Below are 26,223 nucleotides of genomic sequence, written 5' to 3' on the forward strand. Positions count from 1 at the left end.
CTAGTGCGTTCAATGAGTGTTGGTGGCGGGAAAGATGACCGAGGCGTCCCCGCCAAATAATCGCTCGACCTCGTGCGCGCGCGACGTCAACACTCTCCGTTGATTGATGTACCCCTTGTCCGTAATCTCGCCCCTCTCCTGGTTCGGCGGACAGCCGATGATGATTGCGCGTGCGACTCTGCTTGCAGAGCCATGACCTTCGTTGAGCGAGGAGAGCGCGGTTGCAATCCTTCTTCGGACTTCTGCATGGGCCGCCAATTGCTCGCCCGTCATCGCACGCGCGTCGTCTCCGACCAGCGTGTGCAACGCCGGTGACGGAAAAACGAGCAGGCCAACTTCATCGCGATCATGTCCAGCCACAACAACGTCCTGCGCGTACGGCATGAGGGCGGCGACGGCACGTAGGCGCAACGTGCCGACCGATACCCAGCTTCCCGTGGTCAGCTTGAAATCTTCCGAGATGCGTCCATCAAACAGAACGCCAGCATTCGGATCTGCGGGATTGGCCAAACGCCCTGCATCTCCTATCAAATAAAATCCTTCCTCGTCGAATGCCTTGTCTGTCAGCTCCCGCGCATGGAGGTACCCGCGGAAGACGTGTTGGCCGCGCACTCGCATTTCGAGCTTGTCACCGTTCGGTACGAACTTGATTTCTGCGCCCGGAACCGGCACACCGAGATTGCCGGGCTCGGGACAATGGAAGTGCAGGCTGGTGATAACCGGTGAAGTTTCCGTCGAGCCCCACGCCGAACTGAACAGTGGCGGCACATCACGATGGCGCTCAGCGGCCGATTTCAGGCGATCCCATAGCGGCTTTGGCAACGCAGCGCCAGCGAAAAAGATCGCCCGCATGTTCTTGAAAAAATGCCGTGCAAACGTCTCGTTTTGCTCGAGATGGGGCAGCAACATATCGAATCCGCGCGGCACGTTGAAATAGAGCGTCGGCGACAGCTCGATCAAATTACGCACCGATTTTTCGATCGACCCAGGCACGGGCCGCCCATCATCGATATAGAGGGACCCGCCATTGCGCAGGATCATGTTGAAGTTGTGGTTGCCGCCAAACGTATGGCTCCAAGGCAGCCAATCCAAGACGATCGGTGCGGCCGAGTCAACAAACGGCCAAACCTGAGCGATCGCCTCCTGGTTTGCACAAAGCATGCCGTGCGTATTGATTACGGCTTTCGGGACGCCAGTCGAGCCCGACGTCAGCAGGTATTTCGCGTGCGTATCCGGCGTGACGCGTGCGTGAGCCTCCATGACGGCTGCCGTTTCCCGCGTCTCGCGCAGGCTGCCGAGATCGATCCCGCCGTCCGGTACATTCCGCGAATACACGAGCGGGCATTGCCTGCCGCTAGCCTGCATTGCCTTGCCGTATACGTCTCCGTCGTCGGCATACATCAGACCCGGATCCAGCACGTTCAGGAGCGCTTTCAATTTGCTGAAATCGTGCGCCGCCCTCGAATAGGCTGCCGATATGAACGACACCGGCAAGCCGATATGCATCGCGGCCAGCGCCACAAGCGCAGCATCTATGCTGTTATCCGATAGAACGACAATGGGCCTCCCCGATGCCGGGCCGATATCGAGCAGGCCTTGGGCGATCGCGCCCACCTCTGCACGCACCTGCGCATACGTCAAACGGCGCCAGCCCGCACCGTCGCCAGTACGCGCCGCCAGGAAGACCTGTCCAGGCGTGGTGCGGCTCCAGTATTCAAGCCAGCTGCCGATGCACCGAGCGTGCGGCCTCGGCGGCATGCGCGAACGCAGAATGAAGCTGCCGTCCGGAGCGTCAATGCGTTCGATATCGGGCGTTGCCAAGGCAAGCTCCGCTGACGCCTGTTTCCAGGCAAGCCCGTCGGGTACATCATGCGCCGAGTTCATCACGTCACTCCAGCGCACAGCTCACGCGGCCCAGGCCGCTGATTTCCACGTCGACGCGATCGCCCCTCGTCACCGGAACCATCGGCCCGAGCGCGCCCGACATCACGACGTCACCGGCGCGCAGGGGTTGGCCGAGTTCAGCCATCTTTTTGGCAAGCCAGTACGTTGCGCTCAGCGGATTTCCGAGGCAAGCCACACCTGACCCGACGGAGACTGTCGTCCCGTTCTTCCGGAAGTCCATCCCGCATCCCGCTAGCGAGAGGGCACCTATGCGGCGCGGCTCGAGGCCGAGAACGTAGAGCCCGCACGACGCATTGTCAGCGACGGTATCGACAAGCGTAATCTTCCAATCGTCGATCGCACTGTCGACAACCTCGATCGCCGGCAACGCGTATTCCAAACCGATGAGAAAATGCCCCCAGCTCAAGTCCGGGGCATCGAGATCGCGCCCCACGACGACCGCGATCTCCCCTTCGGCCTTTGGCTGAATCAGCTTTTGTGCCGGCAGTTCGGCACCGCTCAAATACTCCATGTCCGCGAACAGTACGCCGTAGTCGGGCTGATCGACCCCAAGCTGCTGTTGCACGGCTTTCGACGTCAAGCCAATCTTCTTTCCACAGACTCGTGCGCCCGCCGCGAGAGCGCGGCTGACGTTGACCTCGGCGATCGCGTAGGCATCCTGCACCGTTTGAATGTCGAAGGTCTCCGACACGCGAGCGATAGTCTTCCGTTCGGAGCGCGCCTGCCACAATGCTTCGGCCGCTCCCTCAATGCCTGGTTTCATGTCTCTCTCCTCCTAATATTGACGGACCGACGCGCGTCACACGGATGCCCCTCTCCAGCGGCCCAACAGTGCACCGGCCTGTTCCCGTTCAGTTTTCAGCATTTCGAGGTATTCGCATTCGAGCTGCCGTACCAACTCAGCGACACTGCTCGAGCGCTCGATTGCGCCTAGCCCTTGTCCGGCCGACCACACGTCCTTCCACGCCTTTTTCCCGGCACTGATGTCGCCCGAAAAATCGATCCGTTTGCCTTCACTATTCAGAGACGCATCGATGCCGGCCGCATGCAGCGTGGGTTTGAGCCAGTTGGCAAGCACACCCGACACGGCTTTCGACTCAACCAAATCCTCGATCCGGCTACTCACCACCAGATCGCGATATTCGGCGGACGCCATGCTTTCGCGAGTCGCGATGAAGCGTGTGCCGGCCACGACGAAGTCGGCACCGATCAATTGGGCAGCGCGGATATCGCGTCCGCTCGTCATGCATCCAGCGAGCCCAAGCGGTCCGCTCCAGAATTGGCGGACCTCGGCGACGAACGCGAAAGGGTTGTAATAACCCGTGTGCCCGCCCGCTCCATGGGTAACAAGAATCAGCGCATCGACGCCTGCATCGACAGCCTTGCGCGCCAGCGTGGGCGTGACAACATCCGCCATCACGATGCCGCCGTAGCTATGCACATGCTCGCGCACGCGCGCAGGGCTGCCGAGCGCGGTAGAAACGATGCGGGGCCGATATTTCATGACCAGTTCCAACTCACGCTCGAAGCGATCGTAGGTGCTATGCACGATCATGTTGAGCGCCCAGGGGGAAGCGCCCGGCGCATCGCGCAAAGCGGATGTCACCTGCGCGAGCCATGCCTCCAGGAGATCGACATTGCGAGCATTCGGGGCGGGGAAGCTACCGACGATGCCGGCTGTTGCACAGGCGATCGCGAGCTCCGGTCCGGAAACCAGAAACATCGGCGCCGCCATTAACGGCAACCGACCGGCAGGGAACAGCTCGTCGAGGCAGCCCCGGTGTGTCGCACCGTCCATCTTCGTCACGCCTCCCATATCCATCATGCTTTGCGCGGGGGGCGCCCGCGCACCTCCCACCCGCCATCGCTTTGAATGATGTTCGCCGTCGTCGCGCATGAATTGGTGCGCGAGGCGAGCAGCACGTAATGTCCCGTGTGGTCTTCCGGTTGGGCCATGAAGCCGAGTGGTACGGCGTCCGCCACGGCATCCGAGAATCCGGGAATCTCGGATAGCCGCGCGTCATGCTTGCCGAGTGACTCCGGGCCTTTGAGCGGGGTCGCGGTGCCGCCGGGGGCCACGCCGTTCACGCGAACGTCCGGCGCGAGTTCATAGGCGAGTTGCCGAATCATCCCGACGCAGGCGTGCTTCGAAGCCACATAGACGGGACCGCCACCACCCGCATAAAAACTCGAGTTGGAGAGCGTAAAGATCATGCTGCCCCTCGTCTCACGCAATGCTGGCGCCGCTGCGTACGCGGCAAGCAGATACCCCATTACGTTGACATCGAACACTTCGCGGAACGTGTCAGCGAGCTGGTCTCCATCGGCAAACTTCCGCAGCGATGCGAAGTAGTCCCAAACGCCCGCATTGCCAACCAACGTATCGAGTTTGCCGAAAGCGCTCAGCGTCGCAGCGACAGCCTCTTCGTTGGCCGTGGCGGAGCGAACATCACCAACAGTCACTGCGACGCGGTCGCCGAACTCCTGACGCAAGGCATCCGCGCCTTGAGCACTACGCACCAGCGCCCCGACGCCCCTCGCGCCCTCCTGGAGGAAACGCCGCAGCACGGCGAGCCCGATGCCGGAATTGGCGCCCGTAATCAGCGCTACATCGTTGTTTAGCCAACCCATGGTCAAAGGAACGTATTAAGGTTCTTGGACATCAGCAGCGATTGCGTGATGACGATCTTGCGGCTCGCGATCTTGAAGCTGCCGTCGAATTCGCGGAGTAGATCCTCGCGTCTGCCGAGTAGCAGGTCGTTGTCCGCCTCGCCGCGGCTGCGGTAATTGACAAAGACGGAATGGACGACATACTCGCCAGGCCGAGAACCGGGCAACGCCTCCACATTGCTGATCACATGCACATGCCGGGTTGGCGGATCCTCCGCCCATGCCGACGGTTGCTTGAACCTTGCAATGCGGCGCGTCAGATCGAAGTGGTTGTCGTCGAAGTAAGCGGCGCGACCCGGGGCATATGCGCCGAGTTTGTCTGCGCGCCTGCGGTTCTCGATGGCAGGCATCCAATAATGGATATCCTCCGTCATGAGCGAGAGCCAGTCGTCCCATGCCTCCGTATCGAGCAGCCGTGCCTCACGGAAGAGGAACTGCTCGATGCGATAGGCAACCTCCCGATCCACCGAGCCATCCGCCGGGTCGGCGGATACGAGCGTAGGTACCGCACTCATGCGACCTCCTTTGCTGCCTGCCCGTGGACAAATGCATTCTCATCAAGCCTCGCCGAGTCGCGCTTCGGCACGTCACTCCACGAGCGGGCCTGCATCAGATCGAGCCAGCGCTGATAGAACGCTCGGTGGTTGGCCTCGTTGACCTGATTCCGGTAAACATTGCCGGGCAAGTCGCTGTCCTCGAGACGGCTGCCGCGACCAAGCCCCATGTACAAGTCCTGTTGCCGCGTGACGAAGCCCGCATTGGTACGCGTCGAAAACTCAAAATTTTCGCCGTCGTCCATCTCGAACACACCCGTCGGCGAGAACGTCATCATCGTCCCCTTAAGCCACTTGTCCTTGATCTCCTGCGGCGCGCTCTTGTTGACGATGGTCCACGTGTGCAGTTCGATCTTGCCCGGTCCTCGCGGATGCCAGACGCGGAAAGTGTTCTGGCCCGGCAGGAACGACAGGTTCGGAAAGACGCTGACGGATGAAATCGAACCGATCATCCTGGAGCGAAACTCGCCAAGTCGCTCCGCAACTTTCGGTTGAATGCCATACAGATATTTGCGAATGTCCTTTTCGCCCAACGTAGCTGCGTTGCCGATGACGTCGAGATTGAACTCCCAGCCGTGGCCGTTGAAGTTCACATGGTACGAGTCGGGATCCTTATAAACTTCCGCGACCGGTCCGCCCAGCATTGCGCGTGCCGCCGAGTCGTGCGTCCAGAGCGCGTGGTAGATATCGCCGATGAAGTTTTCCGTCGGAATCTTCCAATTGCAGTTGATCACCGACTTGACGCAGCCGCCGACAAACTCGGTGCCCTCCTCGTCCATATCGAGGATCACGTCGAGGTAGTACCGAAAATCGCCAAGGTATTCGTTCAACGAGGGCGCATCCGGATCCATATTGCCGAATACCAGGCCCTTGTAAGTTGCGACCTGAGCGACGGGGTGCAGGCCGTGCTCGGCACGATTCATTCCACTTTCGTCGAACAATTCCTGGCCGGCCATGCCGCGCAGCGCACCGTCGATGCCGAAAGCCCAGCCGTGATAGTTGCAGACGAAACTGCGAGCGTTACCGGCGTCCGTGAAGTTCAGCTTGTTGCCACGATGCGGACAGGTGTTGAGGAACGCCTTGACGGATCCGTCCTTCTGGCGAACGACGATGACGTTGTCTTCGGCCATATAGGTCGTCAGATAATCGCCGGCCTTTGGAATTTGAGACTCATGCCCGAGAAACAGCCAACTCCGGGCAAAGATCTTCTCGAGCTCCTGCTCGTAGATGCGCTGATCCCAATAGACCCTGCGCGACAGACGCCCGGCGTCGAGATCGATCAGCCGGTCGAGGCCGGCAAGCGGCTCGCTAGCCGGATCCTTGCGCAGCCGCTCGCAGCTTCCAGTGCACTCGTGTGTCATTTCTTCGCTCCTCAGATTGCCGACGCCGCCGCGTCCGCTTCCTGTTCAAGGTCGGCGTAAATATCGTCGCCTTCCTCGATCACCTTGTAAGTCCGCAGATCCACCGTGCATGGGAACGCCATCGCTTGCCCGGTCGGAATATGAAATTGCCCATCGTGGAGCGGGCAGGCGATCAGATCGCCGTCTACAATTTCTCCTTCCGAAAGCGAAGCGGTCGCATGCGTGCACATATCGGACGTCGCATAGAAAACACCGTCGATGTTGTAGACCGCAAGCGGGCAGCTCGACTGGTCGACCTTGCACACCTGTCCTGGTTGCAGCTGGTCTCGTTTGATCAAGAAAATCTTGTTGCTCATCTCAGGAATCCTTCTCGCTTCACTGCGGATGCAGCTGTACGAATCCCAGCCCGGTCACCCACTCCGGCACTGCCTCGTAGGCAATCGTTTCTCCGCGGGCGCCTTCGAGCGCTCCCATGGCGCAGGCCCAATTGCGGATTTCCATTCCACCCTCACCGCCATGCTCGAGGATGTACTCGTCCGACAACGCGCATAGCGTATCGAGATCGCCTGCCTCGGCGTACCCGATGATTTCGCGATCGAACACGGCGTTCACTCGCCCCATTTGGGCAGAGCCTACCCAGTGACTTATTCCACCGCTGCCGATCACGACGACGCGCTCATCGATTGGGAAGGCCTCCACGGCGCGCCTGATCTGTTCGCCCAGTTCCGCCGATCGCCGCAATGTGATGTATGGATCGACGCCGCACGCCAGATAGACCGGAATGGTTTTGACATCTACGCCCATCATGCGCAACGGATCAACGACAAGCTGCTGAGGAATCGCCACCGAATGGTCGGCCGTGAACGCGCGCGCCACCGCCCAATCGAATCCGTTTTCACGTCCGTAAGCAGCGATATGTGTCGCCAGCGCCTCGTTATTGCTGAACGCAGCGCGCTTGAGTCCGGGTAGCTGATCGATGGGGCCGTCGACGTCTCCGGTCGCTATCAGGTAGCTCGGCAGACACTGCGGACCGAACAGGATGTAGTGATCGCAGCCGATGATGATTACGGTGGTCGGCTCCAGTTCTTGCAGGCGCTGCGCGCACGCCGCATAGGCCTGCCAGACCGCATCGCGCTGCTGCTTCGCCGGCGCCTCCGGCGCCACATACATGACGGGATCATGCGGAACCAGAAACGCTCCTACGATTTTTCCCATAGTTGATCTACCCCTTCAGTGCCGCTGCAAACACCGCTTCCCCATCCTTCACGTCACGCAGACGCGACAGATAGGCCCTCATGTCGCGATTCGGCGAGAGCTCCTGCCAAAAACCCATGGTCAGCATGCTGTTCACGCCGTATCGCTGAAGGCCTTTCACGTCGAACGACAAGATCATCGCGCGCTCGTCATCAGTCAGCGGCAAGCGCTCGAGGAACTGCTCCGCGCCCTCTTTGAACCGCTGTTTGGCACCGCGATCGATACACAGCTGATGCAGCACACGCTCCACGCTGTTGCGGCTCATGATGGCTGTCCAACGAAATCCGTAACGAGCCGGAGGAAATCGTCTCGGCGCTCCGTTTGCACCCAGTGGCCGCACTTGGCGAACTGGTGCAGATCGGCGTTGGGAATGTGCTGGGCGAGTAGCGCACCGCAAGCAGGCGGCACGACTCTGTCCTCGCGCCCGTGCAGCACGAGCGTCGGCGCTTCGATGCCGGCAACGGCGGACGCGGGAAATCCCTTGACGATCGTCGGCCCGTCGTCATTCGGCCTCGGAATCAGCTTGCGCAAGGCGTCTTGCGCACCAGGACGAGCGCTGGCCTCATAACGCGTCCGGACCATCTCTTCGGTGATGATCGTCTGGTCGTAAGGGAACAAACGCATCGTCTGCTCCATGTTCTCGAGCGACGGTTCATACGTCCATGCCGACCGCAGGCCGGGGGTCTGTTCGAATTCACCTGCAGGAGTGCCAAGCAACACCAGCCGGTCAACGCGTTGCTTGTCGAAAAGGGCGAGACCAATAGCCAATGCGCCGCCGAACGAATTACCCACGAAAGAAGCCTTCTCTATCGCGAGCGCGTCCATGATGCCCGTGAGATGGCGCACCCAAAGCTTGATGTCGTACTTGCTTCCTTCCTTGAACTCGGTGAAGCCGAAACCGGCAATGTCCGGCACGATCACATGAAAGTGTTCGCCGAGCTCGTTCACCACGCCCTTCCAGTTGGTCCAGCCGGACACCCCGGGACCGGAACCGTGCAGCAAGAACAGGGGTTTGCCCCGCCCGAGCTCGTGATAGTTCGTCCGATGATCCGCCGCTACCAGCATCTTGCCCACACCCGCCAACTCGCCCATTCTTTGCTCTCCTCGTCCTTTCCAAACACATACGTATGTGTATGGAACGGATCGTAGAGCGCGGACTACCGGTTGTCAATCCGATATGCTGTCTCGAGAACTAGCGTTTACGATGATTCCCTCACCCATACACTTATGTATTTTCGACTCAGGTAAAATGCCCCTTTTCGTTACCCGAAGCCCAGATGCCACGCTCTTCCCCCCCACCTGCGATGGACTCATCGAGCAAACCCCAGCTCACCCCGGACGACTGGATTCGCGCAGCTGCGGATGTCCTGGTCGACAAGAGCGTGGATGCCGTTCGCGTTGAGGTTTTGTCGAAGAATCTCGGCGTCACACGAGGCAGCTTCTACTGGCACTTCAAGGATCGAGACGATCTCTTGAGTCACTTGCTGACCTGGTGGCGCGATACGGCAACGGAGCAAATCATCGATCGCTTTGAAAAGCGCAACGTCAAGGCGCGGCAACTGCTGCGCGATTTGCTCGCGCTGCCGTTTCACGGCGAAGCGGCGCAGGCTGCCGCAGCGACGGAGCTAGCGATCCGGGGCTGGGCAAGGCGGGACGAAATGGCACGCCAATTCGTGGATGAAGTGGATGGAAAACGGTTGTCGTATATTGCCCAATGCTTCAGTGCACTTGGCTTCGACATCGCCGAATCACGCAAACGCGCGTTCGCGCTCTACAGTTACGAACTAGCCGAGTCGCTGCTGTCCAATCAGGGGACCGGCAAACAAAAGGACGAGCGGCGCCTTTTCATGGAACAGATGCTGCTGAGCGACGCCAACGAAGACTGAGGTGCAACGGCTACCGAACCACTTCGCTCGAAGGCCGGAAAGCACTGTGTCCCGAGAAACTGGACTTCGCCCGCTAACGGCGGCGTCCGCACCGCACATTCTTCAAACGAGCCGACTCAGCAATCGTCGCGAGTTGAAACGGGCGAACTCACCCTCAGGCTTCTCGGGCTAACGCCAAATGCTTGCTTGAACGTACGGCTGAAGTGAGCCGCGTCGTTAAACCCCCACCGGTAGGCGACATCGGTCACGGTCTTTGTTCCAGCCGCGGCACAAAGCTCGCGGTAACAGACCTTTAACCTTCTGTCGCGAATCCATCGGCCAACCGTCGTACCCGTGCCCGCGAAAGCGATGTGAAGCGTGCGCACTGAAATCCGATGCGCCGTTGCAATTGACGCAGCGCACAACTCCGGGTCATCCAGGTTGTCCTCGATGTACTGTCGAATGGAATTTAGCAGCGACGCCTTTGACGACGGGCGATCGGTGTCGACCGTGAGAGACGCGTCGAGCAAGTCGAAGAACGACTGGCACGCAAGCGCCAGGGCACCGTCGGACAGTCGATCCAATTCCTGGGAGATGGCGCGAAGTTGCTCTGCCGCTATAGCCGGAAGCCCGGAACCGGGGGCCGCAGGCACTGCGCCGCGCAGATTCGCTGCCGTCCTCGCGACCACCGACGGAACTCGCTCACGGGGCACGAGCAAGTAAACCTCCCGATGCGCGTCCTCGACGTCAAAGTCGAACCCCAATTCGCTATCCCAAATCAACAGGTGATTGGGCGGCAACACGACTTCACGTCTACCTTCGTACCGACATTTCAATTGGCCGCTGAGGTTCATCAGTACACCCAGCATCGGCGCTTGGTTGACTGCCATGCGTTGCCCTGCGAGTGGGCCGCTTTTCAATTCCCCGATTGTTAGCCGATCCAGTTTCCGGTATCGCACCGATGCGTCAAAACCTCGCGGCTCTGGAATCGATAACGCCCATGTCACATGCAGATCGGAAAGCTTGCTGGCGAACGCATCCTGCACAAGCCTTTGAGGCAACCCGTGGGTCGACCAAGTGACAGCTGCCATGGGGTTCCTCTCCATCGTGAAATTACCAGTAAGACAATTTCCGATCCTGTGGACAAGACAGCACGACGTCAAGCGCGTGAAAACCCCGACCCAGGCGCGTGCTGCACAAATCGACAAGTCGTATGCGCTCATGTGCAAGCGCGCGATGTCCGCCCCCTCGTACATTCAGTCATCACCAACAGTAACCAAACTATTAAATAGGAGGAGACGATGAGCGAATTGCGTCCTGTCGTCATCTATGGCGCCAGTGGTTATACCGGACGGCTGGTGGCTGAGTACCTGCGTGAGTACAGCATTCCCTTTGTCGCCGCGGGGCGGAACAAGGCCAAGCTCAAGGAAGTCATGGATTCCGTCCCCGGGATCGAGACTGCCGACTACGAGATTGCCGAAGTCGACGGCTCTGTCGAATCGCTGGTAGCGCTTTTCAAAGGCCGAAAAGTCGTCTGCAATATGGTCGGCCCCTTCCTGCGATATGGTCCCGCTGTCCTCGAAGCGTCGCTACGTGCCGGTTGCCACTATCTCGATACCGCTGGCGAACAGCAACACCATCTTCAACTGCTGGACCACTGGGGTCCGAAGTTTGCCGCGGCCGGACTGGTTGTCTCCACTGCGGTATCGATGCAGTACGCAGTGCACGACATCGCTGCCCGCATCGTGTTGGAAACACCTGGAATCGACACCCTCGAGCTCGGCGAATACGTCAACGCCATCCCGACGGTTGGGTCGAGCCAATCGATGTTCGACGTGATTCGTACCGACTCGTACTATCTGCAAGACAACGTCCTGAAGAAATACGACGGAATCGTGCAGCAGGACATGGTCGTACCGGGCACTGCGTACGTCGTGCCCGGCCTTCAGTGGGGCGGCACCGCATTGCCGGTCTTCTTCCGCGACGATCGACGGGTACGCAACTGTCGCATGTTCGTCGCGATGCGCAACGACAAGGGCGACATTCCTCAGCGCGTTCGAGCCGCGGAGCGCATGTTCAAGGTCATGTTCCAGTGGCTACCCGAGGAAAAATTGCACCCTGTGCTGGATCGTGTTGCGGCCAGCATGACGCCGAACACCCCTCCCCGAGAAAACCGGCAGGTACATCGCTCTATTGACTGGTGTATCGGTCGGGGCAACAACGTCACGGCGCGCACCGTCATTCACGGCACGTCCGGCTATCAGATCACCGGCTTGTTGCAAGCCTACGCGGCAATGCGATTGATCGGCAATACCTTCAGCGGAGTCGGCTTCCGCTCCCCGGCACAACTGCTGGGACATCGCGAGCTTCTGGGTGCGTTGGAAGCCTACGGCCTGGCTCGCGTCACCGAGGAGACGGTGGCATGACCCACATGCCCGTTTGGATCGCCGGCGTCGGCATGACCGAATTCGGTGTCAGGCCGGACGTGTCGGTCAAGGAACTGACGCAGGCCGCGGTCGTCGGCGCGCTCACCGATGCCGGCGTTCATCCTACCGCCATCGAAGCCGCATATTTCGGCAATACCTGCCAAGACGTCCTGGAAGGTCAAGTCGTAGTGGCCGGTCAGATGGCGCTTCGATCGATGGGCTTCGAACGTATCCCGATCGTCAATGTCGAGAACGCGTGTGCGACGGGGGCCACGGCATTGCATCAAGCCATCATGCATGTGCGCTCTGGAGCCGCCGACATTGTTCTGGCGGTCGGCGCCGAAAAGCTCAGCATCGGCGACAAGACGAAAGCACTCGGCGTCTTTGACGGCGGTGTCGACGTCAACGATCGGCAAGGCGTCCGTGCCGTGCTCGAGGAACTCGGTGGTGCGCTTCCGGATGACGGGAAGCCTCATAGCCTGTTTATGGACGTCTATGCGGCGCTCGCGAGAGCGCACATGAACGCGTTCGGTACGACTCGGGAACAACTGGCTCTGATCGCCTCGAAGAATCACGAGCATGCCGTACACAACCCGCTCGCGCACTTCCGCGCCGAGATGTCCGTAGAGGAAATCCTCGCTGCACGCCCGGTGTCGGGCCCGCTCACCGTTCCAATGTGTGCACCGCTAACAGATGGAGCCTCGGCAGTCGTCGTCTGCAACGCAGCCGGCTTGAAACGTCTCGACGGTAGCCGGCCAATTCGTATCCTTGCGGCCGTTCTGCAAAGCGGGACCGTGCGTCCGTTATCCGCATGGGACCGTTCCGTCACCCGCCTGGCCGCGCAAGCCGCCTATGAACAAGCGGGTGTCGGGCCACAGGACATTTCCGTAGCGGAAGTCCACGACGCATCGTCCTTCGGCGAACTCCTGCAATCGGAATTGCTTGGATTTTGCGAGATCGGTTCCGGTGGCCGGTTCGTGGAGTCCGGCGCGTCCAGGCTGGGCGGCCGCATGCCCATCAACCCGTCGGGCGGCCTTGAGTCCAAGGGACATCCCATGGGTGCCTCGGGCCTCGCGCAGATTTACGAACTCGTGCAGCAGCTTCGCGGCAATTGTGGAGCGCGCCAGGTCGCCGGCGCCCGCATTGCACTTGCAGAAAACGGCGGCGGGCTCTACGCCGGTGAAGAGGCCGCCGCCGCAATCACCATTCTCGGCTCCTGAGTCGTCCGCATCCAACCCCGGAGGAGACTATGACCTACCAGACACTTAACACTCGGCGCGACGGCCGGACGCTCTTCGTCGACTTCAACAATCCCCCGTTGAATCTCATCAACGCCCAGATGATCGGCGAGTTGTTCGATCTCGCAGGATCGCTGGCTTTTGACCGTGAGACCGCAGTCGTCGTCTTCGGCAGTGCCAACCCCGAATTCTTCGTCGCTCACTTCGATCTGAACGATCTGCTTCGACTGTCGAACGATCCGACTGCACCGCGCAGCCGTTATGACGACATCAACGTGATGCAGGCGCTCGCAACAGCATGGCAGATCCTGCCTCAAGTGACTATTGGCGTGGTTGACGGAATTTGCCGCGGCGCTGGCCTGGAATTCATTCTCGCGCTGGACATGCGGTTCAGCACGCCGAAAAGCAAATTCTGCTTGCCCGAGGCCAGCGGCGGAATCCTGCCGGCCGGCGGCGGTACTACGCGGCTTGCGATGCTGATCGGTCCCGCTCGCGCTCGCGAGGTGATTTTGTCGTCTCGCGATTTCACGGGTGATGAAGCCGCAGCCTACGGCTTTGTGAATCGCTCGCTCGCGCGCGACGACCTGAACGCCTATGTGAATACGCTCGCCCATGATGTCGCAACGCGCCCTGCCGGCTCGGTCGCCGCGGTGGACGAAGTCATCAAGAGCGTCTTTGGATCCGCCGTCGATGCACAGTTTGCAGGGTTTGCGAGCGAAAACGCGGCATTCATGCAGCTCGTGGATACTCCCGCCGTTCGCGAAAGCCTTGAACGAATGGCTCAAATGCAGGATGTCGAGCACGAACGCGACCTCCCGGCGCACCTCGCCGCCGCGAAGTAGCAGAAACCACCGTAAAGAAACGAAACGGAGACGCCGAAAATGAGTCAGCAGACGGAACGCAATACACCGGCTTCAGTGCGGCCCGGACTCCCGTATGTAGAACTAACGGGATTTGAAGTGCTCAGCGACGAAGAAAGAACCGTCCAGCACGCCATGCACAGATTTGCACGTGACGTGATGCGCCCGGCGGCGATCGCAATCGACAAGCTCAGTGCCGAGGAGGCGATTGCACCTGGCTCGCCATACTGGGAATTCATCAAGACGGCCGCCGCCTCGGGGGTCAGTTTCGACACCGACGCCGGAGACGTTCCGCCCGAGACGCTAGCCCGGCTTCAGGCTATCGTCATCGAGGAATTTGGTTGGGGCGACGTAGGACTGACGGTGTCGCTAGCCGCTGCCGCGTTCCCCAACATGCTGGCCAAGCGAGCCGCCAACCATGAACTGATCGAGTTGACGGCGAACAAACTAGGGTGCTGGATCGCCACTCAGCCGGATCGCGGCTCGGACGGGACAATGCTCTATCCGGGGGAGCGGCACCCTCTCGCGCCGCAAGGCAACAAGGGCAACCTCACCGCGAAGGTCAACGGCGGAGACATCGTCATCAACGGGCAAAGCTCCGCGTGGGTTTCCAATGGCTCGGTCGCGCAGGTTGCGATTTTGACGATCGTTGCCGATTACGGCAAAGGGTTCTTCGACGAGGAAGGTCACCCACACGGTATCGAAGTGATTGTGCCCTTGGACCTCCCGGGAGTAAGCCGAGGCAAGCCGCTCGAAAAGCTGGGACAACGGGCTTTGCCCCAAGGCGAAATTTACTTTGACAACGTCAAGGTGCCCTTGCGCTATGCGGTGTCGTCCGGGGACGAATATTGGCGTGGTCACGCAAGCACCTGGTCTACAGCCGGCGTTGGCATGGGTCAGATGGCAACTGGCATGGCCCGGGCAGCATTCGAGCTTGCGCTCGAGTACGTCCACGAGCGGCGCCAGGGCGGCGCCCTTCTCGCCGACCATCAAATGGTCCAGTACCGGCTCGGTGCGATGGCTCGAAAGGTGGAAACCATGCGTGCCGTGGCTCGTCGCGCCACCGAGTACACGCTGCTTTCGCCGGCCAAGCATCCGTACTTCACGGGCGGGTCCAAAGTCACCTGCACCGACCTCGCCTTCGAGGTAGTCGACGAAGCCTTGCAACTCTTCGGCGCATACGGTCTGACCCGCGAGTACCCGCTCGAAAAGCTCTTCCGCGACGCGCGGGCCGCGCGGATCGAGGACGGCGAAAATCATCTTCTCAACATGAAATTCGGATACCTGAACTCGCTGCTTTATCGCGGCAATCGAATCGGGTTTTGAGACAGGAACTTGTATGGCTATTACTGATTTCTTCGATCGCGGATGGCGGACGGCGCCGGATAAGATTGCCTTTATCGCGGATGATCGCAATTTCACTTACAAGGAGATTGGCGAGCTGTCCTGTCGTGTCGGCAACGCGCTACTGAGCCGCGGTCTCGAGCGCGAAGCAAAGGGCGCGGTACTGGCGAGCAATGACCCCACGGCGTGGGGGTGCGTGCTTGGGATGTGGCGTGCCGGGATGGCTTGGGTCCCGGTCAATCCAGCCAATCCGCCGGAGGAGATCCAGCGTCTTCTGGATGGATTCGACTGCGAAGTGCTGTTCTGCCACGAGCAGTTCCTCCCGCTAGTCGAAGGAATCCGTCCAGGCCTTACGAAATTGCATACCGTGATCTCGTTGGGTCAAAGTCCCGAAGCAGCATCAACGGCCGGCGCAATTACGCTCTCCTCTCTCACGGAAGGTGCATCTGATTCGATTCCGGGCCACATCCCCGAGCAGGACGCCTTGGCCGGCGTCATGCCGACCGGTGGAACAACAGGCGCGCCCAAAGGGGCAATGAACACCCACCGAAGTTTGTCGGTGAGCGCCTTGCACCAGATGTTCGCGGCCCCGTATGCGTCCGACGAGCCGATCGTGAATCTTGTCGCGGCGCCAATGACACATGCCGCTGGCACGCTCACCCTGCCGTGCACCGCACGCGCGGGTACGATCGTGGTGATGAACCGAATGGACCTACATCTCCTGGTGGACCTGATCGAGAAACATCGTGTCACGGAGTTGTATCTCCCGCCCACGGTCATCTATCGCCTGTTGGAGATGCCCGGAATCGAGAAGCGAGATTTCTCGTCGTTGAAGTACTTCATCTATGGCGCGGCGCCCATGTCGACCGAGAAGTTGCGCCGTGCCATTGAAGTATTTGGTCCCGTGATGTTTCAAGGATATGGCCAGGCCGAAGCACCTTCGGCGATTGCGTTCATGCGCCCGGAAGAACACTTCCGTGACGGAAAAATCGCCGAAGATGCGCGCTTGTCGGCCGCCGGACGCCCCGCACCATTTGTGCGAGTGGAAGTGCTCGACGAGAGCGGCAAGATCCTTCCCGTTGGCGAGACCGGTGAGATCTGCGTGCGCGGCGACTTGTTGATGGCGGGCTATTACAAGGCACCCGACAAAACCGCCGAGACGATCATCGATGGCTGGCTACATACCGGCGACGTCGGCTATCTGGACTCCGAGGGTTTTCTTCATATTACCGACCGCAAGAAGGACATGATCATCAGCGGGGGATTCAATGTCTACCCGAGCGAGGTCGAACAAGTCATCTGGACGCACCCGGCGGTTCAAGACTGCGCCGTTATCGGCATTCCCGATGCCGACTGGGGCGAGGCAGTCACGGCGGTGATCGAGCTCAATCAGGGTGCCGAAGCAACCGCGGAAGAAATCATTGCATATTGCCGCCCAAAGTTGGGGGGAATCAAAACGCCGAAGAAGGTCGTCTTTATCGACGCACTTCCTCGCAGCCCGAACGGCAAGGTTCTGAAAAAAGACGTACGTGAGCCGTTCTGGCGGGATAAATCACGAAGAATTTGACGAGACGCCGGCTATTCAATAGTGCTTCTACGAAACTGATCCATCTACAACCGGATATTTCAGTTTTTAATAATACTAATTATCTCTTTTGAATAGCCTATTCATCTATTGTAATTGGCGCTCATTAATACGACACCATCGTATGTCAAGTTTAGAGATGTTCAAAACGCCAAGGGCGGTTCGGACATCTCTGTCTCGCCGGTCAATTAGTTGTTTACGGCACATCGTGATGCCGGAAGGACAGGACGTGTTCAAAGACCAGGTTGTAGTCATCACCGGCGCCGGCTCGGGCATCGGCCGCGCATTAGCGATCGAGCTGGCGCTTAAGGGCGCGCGTCTCGCGTTGTCGGACATAAGCGAGAGCGGGCTAGCGCAGACACTTGCGCAACTGCCAGTCGGCGTCTCGGCCGGTTCATATGTGCTGGATGTTTCAAACCGGGAGGCAATGCTCCGCCATGCCGATGACGTTGTCAGAGACTTCGGTCAAATAGACTTCGTCATTAATAACGCTGGTACCTCGGTGCTAGCCACAGTCGAACACGCGACGCTCGAGGAATTCGAGAAAGTCATCGGAATCAACCTGTGGGGTGTGATCTACGGCACGAAGGCGTTTTTACCAATGATGTTGGCCAGACGTCAAGGCTGCATCGTAAATGTGTCGAGCGTTTTCGGATTGGTGGCAACACCATGCTCAGCTGCTTACACGATCTCCAAGTTCGGCGTACGCGGGCTAACAGAGACACTGTGGCAGGAACTTGAAGGTACCGGTGTGAGAGCTGTCCTCGTGCATCCCGGGGGCATTAACACCGGTATCAGCAAGGTACCCAAAGCCGCGCATGAGACGGAATTCGAGCGCCGGCTATTGGCTGCCAACAAGCGGCAGATGACCACCACACCCGAGCAGTGCGCGCGAGAGATCGTGGCGGGCCTCGTGCGAGGAAACAAGCGACTGCTGGTGGGAAATGGCGCTCGCTCATTGCAATGGATTGCTCGACTGTTTCCAGACAGCTACGGCACGCTCGTGCGTCGCAAGTTGGGCGTCTAGCCATTCCTTTGCGTGGTTCAACTTCGTATTACGCAGCTCGCGATCGATGAAAAGCGGTCGCGAGCTGCGCTCTCGAACGGCTGAACCAGCCGGAACAACGACTGGCGTTTCAAGCATCAAATATGAAAAAAATAAACCGGAGACAATCATGTGGAATTTGAAAGGCGCTGGAACTGCAAGCGTGGCTGGGCTGATGTTGTTTGCCGGGTCGATTGACGGAGCCTACGCGCAAGCAGCGGGCAGCAACGTTCTCAGCCTTGGTTGGGCGCATGTTGCGCCTCAAACGGGCAGCGGCCCGCTTACTGTAAGCAGCATCGGCGGGATGCCCGTTAACTCCCCGATAGAGGGTTCAGGCGCCGGCGCCAGAAGCTCTGATTTACCGGCATTCACCTTCGAACACTTTTTCACCGATCAAATCGGCGTTGCGTTTCTCGGCGGCTGGCCGGGCCGTATGCAGCTCGAAGGTCGCGGCGTGATGAACGGATACGGCGTGCTGGGCGATACTCGAACATGGGCGCCGGAACTGGTCTTGCGCTATCACTTCGGCCAGGCAGACGGTCGGTTTCGACCTTTCGTTGGCGTTGGTGTCAACTACACGTGGTTCACCAACACACGGGTCACAAACGGGGCATTTGTCGAGCAAAGCTTCGGCCCCGGTGGAACCGCCACCGCCTCGGCATCCAGCTCATGGGCACCCGTAGTCCAGGCTGGACTCGACTATCAGATAAATCGCCGATGGTCCGTCGGTGTATTGCTCGCGTATATCCCGACCGATACGAACGTCACGTTAACCGGCAGAACCGCAAACAGGCAGGAGATCGTTAGTCATGCGAAGGTACGCCTGCGGCCGCTCGTCACTTACCTTGGTCTCGCGTACAAATTCTAGTATTCGACTGAATACAGGAAAATTCTATGGCGCTGCACCCCTGGAGCTTAACTGCAATCATTTTCGCTCCAGGTTGACCGATTTCCACATCGTTACAAGATCAAAGCCGGAGATCGGTCGAGGCAGGCCGCTGGCGTCTTGAACTCGTGTTTCTGTCAACTATTCAATAGATCATCGGGGAGTTGTCCCGGCAATCTCCACGGCGGCTCATGCTCTGCTGCGTCCGATAGCGCCACTGGCGCCGACGGAATTTCCGGCTTGCATAGTGGACGGATTCAACCGAGTGGAACAGCAAGCCTTGCGTCGACCGCGCTGCTCTTAGGCCCTCTCCAGCACGCGCACGACCAGATCGGCATCCGGGCGTGTCGAGAACACCCGGCCGACCACCCGACGCGTGAACTGATCGAGTACCACGGCCGGATAATGCCAACGGCCCTGCGCGCAGACATACGTAATGCCACCACACCAAACCTGATTCGGCGCGCCAACTTCGAATTCACGATTGAGATGGTTCGGGATATCGATCCGCTCGACCGTGGCCTGCTTGCAGGCATGTCGACCCGGCTGCTCGCAGATCAGTCCAAGTTCTTCCATCAGGCGGCTGACCTTGAAGCGGCCAATCAACGTACCTCTCCTGCGCGCTGCGAGCACCGGATCGGCCGGACTCGTTGGTTCCCTATCCCCATCTGATCAAAAACTTCGGTCTCGACGCATTCCTCGCCCCCCGTCACTGTGCGGTCGCTTTTCCTGTACTTGCGCGTCCGTCGCAAAGCCTCGGCGCTAAAGGGGTTCAAAGCTCATATCCGGACCCAACCGAAAGCAACAGCCGGCGCGGCTTCGGTTCAGCCCCACGCGCCCCGCCCCGACGAACGGGTGTCACGGGCGCGTGTGAAGCTGGCCTGATCTCCAGCAGCCGAAAGCGCGTTTCGTATCGCGAAATTCGCGCCGAACTCCCGCGCCGACACCTTTTCGTCGCTTGAAAACTTGTTTTGCATTGCAAAAATCGCCGCGTAACTCTTTGAAAATCAACAAAAAATAATGTCTTATGTCTTATATAAGACATCACCAAAAGCTCTGCGGGCGGCGCTACTATTTATCCCATGCAGTCCGCTTCGACAGACGTAGCGGACACGCTCAACCCGTTACTCAAACGCGCTTTGCTCCCAGGAGATTGACATGGCCCAGTATCAAGACGACATCAAGGCAGTTGCCGGTTTGAAAGAAAACCACGGCAGCGCATGGAATGCGATCAGCCCCGAGTACGCCGCCCGCATGCGTGCCCAGAACAAGTTCAAGACGGGCCTGGACATCGCCAAGTACACCGCGAAGATCATGCGCGCCGACATGGCCGCCTACGACGCCGACCCGGCCAAGTACACGCAGTCGCTGGGTTGCTGGCACGGCTTCATCGGCCAGCAGAAGATGATCTCCATCAAGAAGCACTTCAACAGCACCGAACGCCGCTACCTGTACCTGTCCGGCTGGATGGTCGCTGCGCTGCGTTCCGAGTTCGGCCCGCTGCCGGACCAGTCGATGCACGAAAAGACTTCGGTCAGCGCGCTGATCCGCGAGCTGTACACGTTCCTGCGCCAGGCCGACGCCCGTGAACTCGGCGGCCTGTTCCGCGAGCTCGACGCCGCCAAGGACGCCACCGCGAAGGCCGCAATCCAGGACAAGATCGACAACCACGTCACGCACGTCGTGCCGATCATTGCCGACATCGACGCCGGTTTCGGCAACGCGGAAGCCACGTACCTGCTGGCCAAGCAGTTCATCGAAGCAGGCGCATGCTGCATCCAGATCGAAAACCAGGTGTCCGACGAGAAGCAGTGCGGCCACCAGGACGGCAAGGTCACGGTGCCGCACGAGGACTTCCTCGCGAAGATCCGCGCGATCCGCTACGCGTTCCTGGAACTGGGCGTGGACGACGGCATCATCGTCGCCCGTACCGACTCGCTGGGCGCCGGCCTGACCAAGCAGATCGCCGTGACCAACACGCCGGGCGACCTGGGCGACCAGTACAACTCTTTCCTCGACTGCGAAGAACTGTCGGCCGACCAGCTGGGCAACGGTGACGTCGTCATCAAGCGCGACGGCAAGCTGCTGCGTCCGAAGCGCCTGCCGAGCAACCTGTTCCAGTTCCGCGCCGGCACGGGCGAAGCGCGCTGCGTGCTCGACTGCATCACGTCGCTGCAAAACGGCGCCGACCTGCTGTGGATCGAAACCGAAAAACCGCATATCGCCCAGATCGGCGGCATGGTCAGCGAAATCCGCAAGGTCATCCCGAACGCGAAGCTGGTGTACAACAACAGCCCGTCGTTCAACTGGACGCTGAACTTCCGTCAGCAGGCGTACGACGCGATGAAGGCCGAGGGCAAGGACGTGTCGGCCTACGACCGTGCGCAGCTGATGAGCGTGGAATACGACGAGACGGAACTGGCCAAGCTGGCCGACGAGAAGATCCGTACGTTCCAGGCCGACGCATCGCGTGAAGCAGGCATCTTCCATCACCTGATCACGCTTCCGACGTACCACACCGCCGCGCTGTCGACCGACAACCTGGCCAAGGAATACTTCGGCGACCAGGGCATGCTGGGCTACGTGGCCGGCGTGCAGCGCAAGGAAATCCGCCAGGGTATCGCCTGCGTGAAGCACCAGAACATGTCCGGCTCGGACATCGGTGACGATCACAAGGAATACTTCAGCGGCGAAGCAGCGCTGAAGGCGGCAGGCAAGGACAACACGATGAACCAGTTCTGATACCGGTCATCGCCAGCGAAACGCCAACCCGTTCGGGTTGGCGTTTTTTTTATTCCCCGATAACCCGCGCGAACACGTGCGCCAGCACCGTCGGCGCGGCCGGCAGCTCGACGAAGCGCACGCGCGCACCGCTGCGCTCATGCGTAGTTCATCATCACCGACTTGCTTTCCGTGTACTGGTCGATCACGGCACGGCCGAGTTCGCGACCGAAACCCGACTGCTTCATTCCGCCGAACGGCATCGCGTTGTCGAGCAGCGAGTGGCAGTTGACCCACACCGTGCCGGCCGCGATGCGCGGGATCAGCTTGTGGATCGCGGAAAGATCGTTCGACCAGATGCTCGCGCCGAGGCCGTAGGGCGTGTCGTTGGCGAGTTGCACGGCCGTATCGACGTCGTCGAACGGCATCGCGACGAGCACCGGCCCGAAGATCTCCTCGCGCACGACGCGCATCGCCTGCGTCGTGTCGACCAGCACGGTGGGTTCGACGAAGAAGCCGGGGCCGTCGATCGCACGGCCGCCCACGGCGGCGCGGGCGCCCTCGCCGAAGCCCGAGTCGATATAGCCGCACACGCGCTGGCGCTGCTTTGCCGAGACGAGCGGGCCGATCTGCGTCGACGGGTCCATCCCCGGGCCGATCTTCAGGCTCGCGGCGATCTTCGCGACGCGCTCGATCACGTCGTCGAACACCTTCGCATGGATGTACGCGCGCGACCCGGCCGTGCATACCTGCCCCTGGTTGAAGAAGATCGCGTTCGCCACGCCGAGTGCGGCCTTGTCGGGATCGACGTCGGGCAACACGATCACCGGCGACTTGCCGCCCAGTTCGAGCGACATTCGCGTCATGTTGTCGAGCGCCGCGTGGCCGATCGTCTTGCCCGTCTGCGTCGAGCCCGTGAACGCGATCTTGTCGATGCGCGGATCGCGCGACAGCGCGGCGCCGGCCGTGTGACCGTAACCGGTGACGATGTTGACGACGCCGTCGGGAAAGCCGGCCGCCTGGATCAGCTCGCCAAGCCGCAACGCGCTGAGCGGCGTGTCTTCCGCGGGTTTCAACACGACGGTGCAGCCCGTGGCCAGTGCCGGGGCGAGCTTCCACGCGGCCATCAGCAGCGGGAAATTCCACGGAATGATCGCGCCGACCACGCCGACGGGTTCCTTGCGCGTATAGGTGAAGATTTCACTGTCCGGCATATACGGCATGCCCGCGTCAATCACGCTGCCTTCGATCTTCGTCGCCCAGCCGGCCATGTAGCGGAAGCACTGCGCGGCCATCGCGACATCGAGCCCCTGCGCCACCGTCACCGGCTTGCCGTTGTCGAGCGACTCGATCTCGGCCAGTTCGCGCGCATTCGCGTCGATCAGGTCGGCCAGCGCCAGCAGCAGGCGCTCGCGGTCGGTGGTCTTCGCGGAGCGCCACGGCCCCGCGTCGAACGCGCGCCGCGCGGCGGCGATGGCCTGCTGCACGTCGTGCTCGTCCGCTTCGGGCACATGCGCGAGCACGCTGCCGTCGGCCGGGTTCACGACGTCGAGCCGGCGGCACGACGCCGCATCGCACCACTCGGCGCCGATCAGCATCTGTTTAGGCTTCGCGAGAAACGCGCGCGTGGCGTCGAGCAGCGGGAAATGTTCGTTCGTCTCCATCTTCTTGATTCCTCGGTTTCCTGAATGGGTCGGTCAGTAGCGATCGGTGACGCCGTCGATCCCCCGTGCCTGCAATGCGCGCACGAGGCCGGCGCGCACGGTCGCGACGTCGGAAAAGGCAGGACGGCGGTGCGCGGCGACTTCGGCGGCCGTATAAGGCTTGAAGTCGCGCGGCAGTGCATCGCGGTTCATGGTCGTGAGTACCCAGTTGAGCACGTCGGCCAGATCCTGGTCCGACAGCGCCGAGTTCGACGCGCCGGGCACGCGCATCACGTACTCGCGCCCGGCCGGCAGATGCGTGAAATAGCCGAGCGAGTTGGCGAGCGGCGGCACCTTGCCGGGGATACCATCGCCCGTCGCCGTGTGGCAGCCCATGCAGTTGAGCACCCAGTGCTGCCGCGCGAGCGCCGCGTCGGCGGCGCCTTCGGCATGCACGGGTGCCGCGGTCAAACCACCGACCGCCCCGATCAGCATCAACGACGCCACGCGACGCGACAGGCCGCCGCGCCACGACGACACCGTGCCCTGCGGGCGCAGCGCGGCGTCGCCAACACCGGTCGCCCAGGCGCGCTTCACAGGCCGAGCCCCTTGACGACGACTTCGCGCTGAGCATGAACGGCCGTGCCGTCCATCGCCTTCGCGCGCGCCGCGCGGATATCGGCCGCCGTGAACGGCTTCGCGTCACCATGCTGCGCGTTGAGATCGAACACGACGTAGTTGAGCACGTGCGCGATATCGTCGTCGCTCGCGCTCGCGAACGACGGCATCTTGAAGTTGTAATGCTTGTCGCGCACCGTGATCTCGCCGAACATCCCATGCAGCAGCGTCGCGACCAGTTGCGCGCGCCCAGGCTCGGCGGTCGCGTACTTGCCCGGATACTCGGTGAGCGGCGGCGCAAGGCCGTCCTGCCCCTTTCCGCCCGCCTGGTGGCACACCGCGCATTGCGCATCGAACAGGCTCTTGCCGGCCGGGTAATGCACGGCTTCCTGTGCGCCGGCGGCCCCAGCCAGCGTGAAGGCCGCCACGGCCGTCATGCTCGCGACGACGCGCTTTCCCGCTTGCTTCCCTTTCATTGTTTTGCGGCTCCCAGCAGAACCGAAACCGAACAGTGATAGTTCGAATTTCCGTTGGCCATGCACCAGTTGATGTCGTTGTTCAGCGACAGCTTGTACAGCGGCTTCTCGCGCTCGTTGCGGTTGCAGAAGCACTTGCCACACGACGTCTTGCCGCAGCAATCGTTGTACGACACGATGTAGTCCGAACCGTCGTGCGGATTGCGGCAGGTGCCGATCCACGTGATCGGCGAAGGCGTCGTGCCCGGCGGGCAACTGCTCGACGTGCCGCCGCAGCAACTGCACAGCCAGCCGTCGATCGCGCAGTATTTCCAGTAGTCGCAGCTCATCGGGTCGTCGCTCGCTCCCGATGCGGCGCCGCCGGAAGCGGCTGAAGCGCCCGATGCCGCATCGGCCGCATACGCGGTGCGATCGACGGGCAGCAGCGGCAGCATCGCCGTTCCCACCAGCACCTTGCCGAGCTTCGCCATCGCGCTGCGCCGCGAACTGTGCTGCGCGACGCCGCGCGCCGACCGCTCGAACCATGAATCAAACAAGCCCATGTCGTTGTGCTCCCTTGAAATTGAAAGAGGGTCGGCCGGTCATGCGTGCTGCGCGTGCGCGTCGTGGTCGTGGCCGTGATCGCCGTGCACGAACTGCTGCAGCGACGCGACGCCGCGCTCCTTCGCCTCGAACAGGCTCTCGAGATGCTCGCGCGTGTTGACGAGCCCCTTCGCGCGCACCGTTCCGCTTTCGTCGAGCAGCACCGCATACGGCAGCTTGCCGATCTGGTACGCGAGGCCGAGCTCCTGCGACAGCACGTACGGGAAGCGCCCGAGATCGTGTTTGCGCGCGAAGCGCGCGTGTTCGTCGGCATCGCCGTCGCTCGCGAGCACGATGTTCACCGGCGTCGCTTCGCTTGCCTGCAGCGACGGCAGCAGCGGCAGCAACTTCTTGCAGACGGGGCACGTGGGCGACAGGAAGAACAGCAGCGTCGCCTTGCCCGACGCGTCGAAGCCGCCGACCTTCACCTGCGAGCCGCGAATGTCGGTCAGTTCGAATGTCGGCGCGATCGCGCCGACCGCCGGCCCCTTGTCGATCATCAATGCGCCGGCCGGCATGATGCGTTCGTACAGGATGCCGATCTGGCGCACCAGCGCGAGACAGATCGCGCCGAGCGCGAGGACGGCCACCCACAGCAGGGCGGTGGAAACGGTGAGAGCGGTTTGCATCATGAATTCCTCAGGTGGGAAAGGCGCGGACCGTTGGCGAGCAGCACGTCGACGGTGAGCAGCGCGCAGACGATCAGCAGCACGGAGAAGAACAGCGTCAGGTAGTCGAACCACACGACCGCGCGTGCGCCCGGCTCGACGAGCGCGGTCGCGGCCAGCGCGGCGAGCAGCAGCGCGCGCCCGACGTGCAGCCAGCCGATGCCGCGCGGCGCATCGGCGCGCGCCGCCGCGAAGCCGGAACAGCCGCAATCGATGTCGGTGTGGCCGCGCAGGAGATTGATCGCAATCGCGGCGGCGAAGGCCACGAGCAACGCGACCGGGCCGACCGCGCCGGTCGTGCGCGTATCGGGAAACAGCAGCGCCGCGGCGCCGATCGCCTCCGCGAGCGGAATCGCGAACGCGACGGGCGCGGTCAGCGCGTCGGGCAGCAGCCGGTAGCCGGCGAGCGCACGGCTGAACGCGGCGGGCCGGCGCATCTTCGCGAACGCGCCGAGCAGCACGACGACGGCCGCGCCGGCCTGCGCGCTGGTGGCAAGTACGGGATCGAGTGTCATCGCGGCC

Annotated in this window: 26 protein-coding genes and 1 pseudogene; 9 read left to right on the forward strand and 18 right to left on the reverse strand. The window is 61.2% G+C overall.

Going from position 1 to position 26,223, the window contains the following annotated elements; genetic code table 11:
• Positions 1-9 precede the first annotated feature (9 nt).
• Genes LXE91_RS22230 through LXE91_RS22275 form a run of 10 tightly spaced genes read right to left on the reverse strand, consistent with a single transcriptional unit; the run spans position 10 to position 8,836 of the window.
• Positions 10-1,884 carry a feruloyl-CoA synthase gene (locus LXE91_RS22230; protein ID WP_039356646.1) on the reverse strand — a complete coding sequence of 625 codons (1,875 nt, stop codon included), beginning with the start codon at positions 1,882-1,884 and terminating at the stop codon, positions 10-12.
• A 4-nt stretch (positions 1,885-1,888) separates the two neighbouring features.
• Positions 1,889-2,668, reverse strand: a complete 780-nt coding sequence (locus tag LXE91_RS22235; RefSeq protein ID WP_039356577.1) for a 2-keto-4-pentenoate hydratase — start codon at positions 2,666-2,668, stop codon at positions 1,889-1,891.
• A gap of 36 nt (positions 2,669-2,704) precedes the next feature.
• Positions 2,705-3,703 (reverse strand): NAD(P)H-dependent flavin oxidoreductase, encoded by a 999-nt coding sequence (locus LXE91_RS22240; RefSeq protein WP_046196739.1) that lies wholly within the window; start codon positions 3,701-3,703, stop codon positions 2,705-2,707.
• Positions 3,704-3,726: 23 nt separating this feature from the next.
• On the reverse strand, positions 3,727-4,536 hold the full coding sequence (hcaB, locus tag LXE91_RS22245; protein ID WP_039356578.1) for a 3-(cis-5,6-dihydroxycyclohexa-1,3-dien-1-yl)propanoate dehydrogenase: 810 nt from the start codon (positions 4,534-4,536) through the stop codon (positions 3,727-3,729).
• A 2-nt stretch (positions 4,537-4,538) separates the two neighbouring features.
• The gene (locus tag LXE91_RS22250) at positions 4,539-5,090 is read right to left on the reverse strand and encodes a 3-phenylpropionate/cinnamic acid dioxygenase subunit beta (RefSeq protein WP_082139579.1); all 552 of its coding nucleotides are present in this window, start codon (positions 5,088-5,090) and stop codon (positions 4,539-4,541) included.
• Complete coding sequence (locus LXE91_RS22255; protein ID WP_046196735.1) at positions 5,087-6,490, reverse strand: aromatic ring-hydroxylating dioxygenase subunit alpha; 1,404 nt, start codon at positions 6,488-6,490, stop codon at positions 5,087-5,089. The genes LXE91_RS22250 and LXE91_RS22255 overlap by 4 nt, the downstream gene beginning before the upstream one ends.
• A gap of 11 nt (positions 6,491-6,501) precedes the next feature.
• Positions 6,502-6,846, reverse strand: a complete 345-nt coding sequence (locus LXE91_RS22260) for a non-heme iron oxygenase ferredoxin subunit (RefSeq protein WP_039356580.1) — start codon at positions 6,844-6,846, stop codon at positions 6,502-6,504.
• 19 nt (positions 6,847-6,865) lie between these two features.
• The gene (locus LXE91_RS22265) at positions 6,866-7,705 is read right to left on the reverse strand and encodes a DODA-type extradiol aromatic ring-opening family dioxygenase (protein ID WP_039356582.1); all 840 of its coding nucleotides are present in this window, start codon (positions 7,703-7,705) and stop codon (positions 6,866-6,868) included.
• A gap of 7 nt (positions 7,706-7,712) precedes the next feature.
• Positions 7,713-8,009: an extradiol ring-cleavage dioxygenase gene (locus tag LXE91_RS22270; protein WP_039356584.1), complete on the reverse strand. Its 297-nt coding sequence runs from the start codon at positions 8,007-8,009 to the stop codon at positions 7,713-7,715.
• Positions 8,006-8,836 (reverse strand): alpha/beta fold hydrolase, encoded by an 831-nt coding sequence (locus LXE91_RS22275; RefSeq protein WP_198113800.1) that lies wholly within the window; start codon positions 8,834-8,836, stop codon positions 8,006-8,008. The genes LXE91_RS22270 and LXE91_RS22275 overlap by 4 nt, the downstream gene beginning before the upstream one ends.
• Before the next feature lie 185 nt (positions 8,837-9,021).
• Between LXE91_RS22275 and LXE91_RS22280 the strand changes: the two genes are divergently transcribed.
• Complete coding sequence (locus tag LXE91_RS22280; protein ID WP_039356587.1) at positions 9,022-9,630, forward strand: TetR/AcrR family transcriptional regulator; 609 nt, start codon at positions 9,022-9,024, stop codon at positions 9,628-9,630.
• A 116-nt stretch (positions 9,631-9,746) separates the two neighbouring features.
• Here the strand turns inward: LXE91_RS22280 and LXE91_RS22285 are convergent, their stop codons facing one another.
• Positions 9,747-10,700 carry a helix-turn-helix domain-containing protein gene (locus tag LXE91_RS22285; protein ID WP_198113799.1) on the reverse strand — a complete coding sequence of 318 codons (954 nt, stop codon included), beginning with the start codon at positions 10,698-10,700 and terminating at the stop codon, positions 9,747-9,749.
• A gap of 210 nt (positions 10,701-10,910) precedes the next feature.
• Here LXE91_RS22285 and LXE91_RS22290 point away from each other — a divergent pair, with 210 nt between their 5' ends.
• The 7 genes from LXE91_RS22290 to LXE91_RS22320 all read left to right on the forward strand — a co-directional run bounded on the left by LXE91_RS22290 (position 10,911) and on the right by LXE91_RS22320 (position 18,975).
• The gene (locus LXE91_RS22290) at positions 10,911-12,035 is read left to right on the forward strand and encodes a saccharopine dehydrogenase family protein (protein ID WP_039356590.1); all 1,125 of its coding nucleotides are present in this window, start codon (positions 10,911-10,913) and stop codon (positions 12,033-12,035) included.
• The gene (locus tag LXE91_RS22295) at positions 12,032-13,255 is read left to right on the forward strand and encodes a thiolase family protein (protein WP_039356593.1); all 1,224 of its coding nucleotides are present in this window, start codon (positions 12,032-12,034) and stop codon (positions 13,253-13,255) included. Before LXE91_RS22290 ends, LXE91_RS22295 begins: the two co-directional genes overlap by 4 nt.
• 29 nt (positions 13,256-13,284) lie before the next feature.
• Positions 13,285-14,115: an enoyl-CoA hydratase/isomerase family protein gene (locus LXE91_RS22300; protein WP_039356597.1), complete on the forward strand. Its 831-nt coding sequence runs from the start codon at positions 13,285-13,287 to the stop codon at positions 14,113-14,115.
• Between the two features lie 39 nt (positions 14,116-14,154).
• Complete coding sequence (locus tag LXE91_RS22305) at positions 14,155-15,459, forward strand: acyl-CoA dehydrogenase family protein (protein ID WP_046196734.1); 1,305 nt, start codon at positions 14,155-14,157, stop codon at positions 15,457-15,459.
• A 13-nt stretch (positions 15,460-15,472) separates the two neighbouring features.
• Positions 15,473-17,044, forward strand: a complete 1,572-nt coding sequence (locus LXE91_RS22310) for an AMP-binding protein (RefSeq protein ID WP_039356602.1) — start codon at positions 15,473-15,475, stop codon at positions 17,042-17,044.
• A gap of 247 nt (positions 17,045-17,291) precedes the next feature.
• Positions 17,292-18,089, forward strand: coding sequence for an SDR family NAD(P)-dependent oxidoreductase (locus LXE91_RS22315; protein WP_052760211.1), 798 nt, complete (start codon positions 17,292-17,294; stop codon positions 18,087-18,089).
• Between the two features lie 148 nt (positions 18,090-18,237).
• Positions 18,238-18,975: an OmpW/AlkL family protein gene (locus LXE91_RS22320; protein WP_046196732.1), complete on the forward strand. Its 738-nt coding sequence runs from the start codon at positions 18,238-18,240 to the stop codon at positions 18,973-18,975.
• Positions 18,976-19,147: 172 nt separating this feature from the next.
• Here LXE91_RS22320 and LXE91_RS22325 read toward each other — a convergent pair.
• Positions 19,148-19,605, reverse strand: a pseudogene (locus LXE91_RS22325) (DDE-type integrase/transposase/recombinase); the annotation flags it as partial.
• Between the two features lie 546 nt (positions 19,606-20,151).
• Here LXE91_RS22325 and LXE91_RS22330 point away from each other — a divergent pair.
• Entirely contained in the window at positions 20,152-21,735 is a 1,584-nt protein-coding gene (locus LXE91_RS22330) for an isocitrate lyase (RefSeq protein WP_039356605.1), read from the forward strand.
• Between the two features lie 137 nt (positions 21,736-21,872).
• Here the strand turns inward: LXE91_RS22330 and LXE91_RS22335 are convergent, their stop codons facing one another.
• From LXE91_RS22335 to LXE91_RS22360, 6 genes are all read right to left on the reverse strand, one after another.
• Positions 21,873-23,378 (reverse strand): aldehyde dehydrogenase family protein, encoded by a 1,506-nt coding sequence (locus LXE91_RS22335; RefSeq protein WP_039356608.1) that lies wholly within the window; start codon positions 23,376-23,378, stop codon positions 21,873-21,875.
• Between the two features lie 33 nt (positions 23,379-23,411).
• Positions 23,412-23,852, reverse strand: coding sequence for a c-type cytochrome (locus LXE91_RS22340; RefSeq protein ID WP_223274469.1), 441 nt, complete (start codon positions 23,850-23,852; stop codon positions 23,412-23,414).
• Between the two features lie 98 nt (positions 23,853-23,950).
• Positions 23,951-24,451, reverse strand: coding sequence for a c-type cytochrome (locus LXE91_RS22345; RefSeq protein ID WP_039356610.1), 501 nt, complete (start codon positions 24,449-24,451; stop codon positions 23,951-23,953).
• Entirely contained in the window at positions 24,448-24,993 is a 546-nt protein-coding gene (locus LXE91_RS22350) for a methylamine dehydrogenase light chain (protein WP_039356613.1), read from the reverse strand. The genes LXE91_RS22345 and LXE91_RS22350 overlap by 4 nt, the downstream gene beginning before the upstream one ends.
• A gap of 39 nt (positions 24,994-25,032) precedes the next feature.
• A complete protein-coding gene (mauD, locus tag LXE91_RS22355) occupies positions 25,033-25,665 on the reverse strand; it encodes a methylamine dehydrogenase accessory protein MauD (protein WP_039356616.1) in 633 nt (210 codons plus the stop codon).
• On the reverse strand, positions 25,662-26,216 hold the full coding sequence (locus LXE91_RS22360; RefSeq protein WP_278068168.1) for a MauE/DoxX family redox-associated membrane protein: 555 nt from the start codon (positions 26,214-26,216) through the stop codon (positions 25,662-25,664). The genes mauD and LXE91_RS22360 overlap by 4 nt, the downstream gene beginning before the upstream one ends.
• Between the last annotated feature and the right edge of the window lie 7 nt (positions 26,217-26,223).

It is taken from the genome of Burkholderia contaminans (assembly GCF_029633825.1).
GTDB classification, from domain to species: domain Bacteria; phylum Pseudomonadota; class Gammaproteobacteria; order Burkholderiales; family Burkholderiaceae; genus Burkholderia; species Burkholderia contaminans.

What these genes read in the sequence shown, in the direction of transcription:
- LXE91_RS22230 (WP_039356646.1), bottom strand. Translation starts at nt 1,884, where the DNA reads ATGAACTCGGCGCATGATGTACCCGACGGGCTTGCCTGGAAACAGGCG.
- LXE91_RS22235 (WP_039356577.1), bottom strand. Translation starts at nt 2,668, where the DNA reads ATGAAACCAGGCATTGAGGGAGCGGCCGAAGCATTGTGGCAGGCGCGC.
- LXE91_RS22240 (WP_046196739.1), bottom strand. Translation starts at nt 3,703, where the DNA reads ATGGACGGTGCGACACACCGGGGCTGCCTCGACGAGCTGTTCCCTGCC.
- hcaB (WP_039356578.1), bottom strand. Translation starts at nt 4,536, where the DNA reads ATGGGTTGGCTAAACAACGATGTAGCGCTGATTACGGGCGCCAATTCC.
- LXE91_RS22250 (WP_082139579.1), bottom strand. Translation starts at nt 5,090, where the DNA reads ATGAGTGCGGTACCTACGCTCGTATCCGCCGACCCGGCGGATGGCTCG.
- LXE91_RS22255 (WP_046196735.1), bottom strand. Translation starts at nt 6,490, where the DNA reads ATGACACACGAGTGCACTGGAAGCTGCGAGCGGCTGCGCAAGGATCCG.
- LXE91_RS22260 (WP_039356580.1), bottom strand. Translation starts at nt 6,846, where the DNA reads ATGAGCAACAAGATTTTCTTGATCAAACGAGACCAGCTGCAACCAGGA.
- LXE91_RS22265 (WP_039356582.1), bottom strand. Translation starts at nt 7,705, where the DNA reads ATGGGAAAAATCGTAGGAGCGTTTCTGGTTCCGCATGATCCCGTCATG.
- LXE91_RS22270 (WP_039356584.1), bottom strand. Translation starts at nt 8,009, where the DNA reads ATGAGCCGCAACAGCGTGGAGCGTGTGCTGCATCAGCTGTGTATCGAT.
- LXE91_RS22275 (WP_198113800.1), bottom strand. Translation starts at nt 8,836, where the DNA reads ATGGGCGAGTTGGCGGGTGTGGGCAAGATGCTGGTAGCGGCGGATCAT.
- LXE91_RS22280 (WP_039356587.1), top strand. Translation starts at nt 9,022, where the DNA reads ATGCCACGCTCTTCCCCCCCACCTGCGATGGACTCATCGAGCAAACCC.
- LXE91_RS22285 (WP_198113799.1), bottom strand. Translation starts at nt 10,700, where the DNA reads ATGGCAGCTGTCACTTGGTCGACCCACGGGTTGCCTCAAAGGCTTGTG.
- LXE91_RS22290 (WP_039356590.1), top strand. Translation starts at nt 10,911, where the DNA reads ATGAGCGAATTGCGTCCTGTCGTCATCTATGGCGCCAGTGGTTATACC.
- LXE91_RS22295 (WP_039356593.1), top strand. Translation starts at nt 12,032, where the DNA reads ATGACCCACATGCCCGTTTGGATCGCCGGCGTCGGCATGACCGAATTC.
- LXE91_RS22300 (WP_039356597.1), top strand. Translation starts at nt 13,285, where the DNA reads ATGACCTACCAGACACTTAACACTCGGCGCGACGGCCGGACGCTCTTC.
- LXE91_RS22305 (WP_046196734.1), top strand. Translation starts at nt 14,155, where the DNA reads ATGAGTCAGCAGACGGAACGCAATACACCGGCTTCAGTGCGGCCCGGA.
- LXE91_RS22310 (WP_039356602.1), top strand. Translation starts at nt 15,473, where the DNA reads ATGGCTATTACTGATTTCTTCGATCGCGGATGGCGGACGGCGCCGGAT.
- LXE91_RS22320 (WP_046196732.1), top strand. Translation starts at nt 18,238, where the DNA reads ATGTGGAATTTGAAAGGCGCTGGAACTGCAAGCGTGGCTGGGCTGATG.
- LXE91_RS22330 (WP_039356605.1), top strand. Translation starts at nt 20,152, where the DNA reads ATGGCCCAGTATCAAGACGACATCAAGGCAGTTGCCGGTTTGAAAGAA.
- LXE91_RS22335 (WP_039356608.1), bottom strand. Translation starts at nt 23,378, where the DNA reads ATGGAGACGAACGAACATTTCCCGCTGCTCGACGCCACGCGCGCGTTT.
- LXE91_RS22340 (WP_223274469.1), bottom strand. Translation starts at nt 23,852, where the DNA reads ATGCTGATCGGGGCGGTCGGTGGTTTGACCGCGGCACCCGTGCATGCC.
- LXE91_RS22345 (WP_039356610.1), bottom strand. Translation starts at nt 24,451, where the DNA reads ATGAAAGGGAAGCAAGCGGGAAAGCGCGTCGTCGCGAGCATGACGGCC.
- LXE91_RS22350 (WP_039356613.1), bottom strand. Translation starts at nt 24,993, where the DNA reads ATGGGCTTGTTTGATTCATGGTTCGAGCGGTCGGCGCGCGGCGTCGCG.
- mauD (WP_039356616.1), bottom strand. Translation starts at nt 25,665, where the DNA reads ATGATGCAAACCGCTCTCACCGTTTCCACCGCCCTGCTGTGGGTGGCC.
- LXE91_RS22360 (WP_278068168.1), bottom strand. Translation starts at nt 26,216, where the DNA reads ATGACACTCGATCCCGTACTTGCCACCAGCGCGCAGGCCGGCGCGGCC.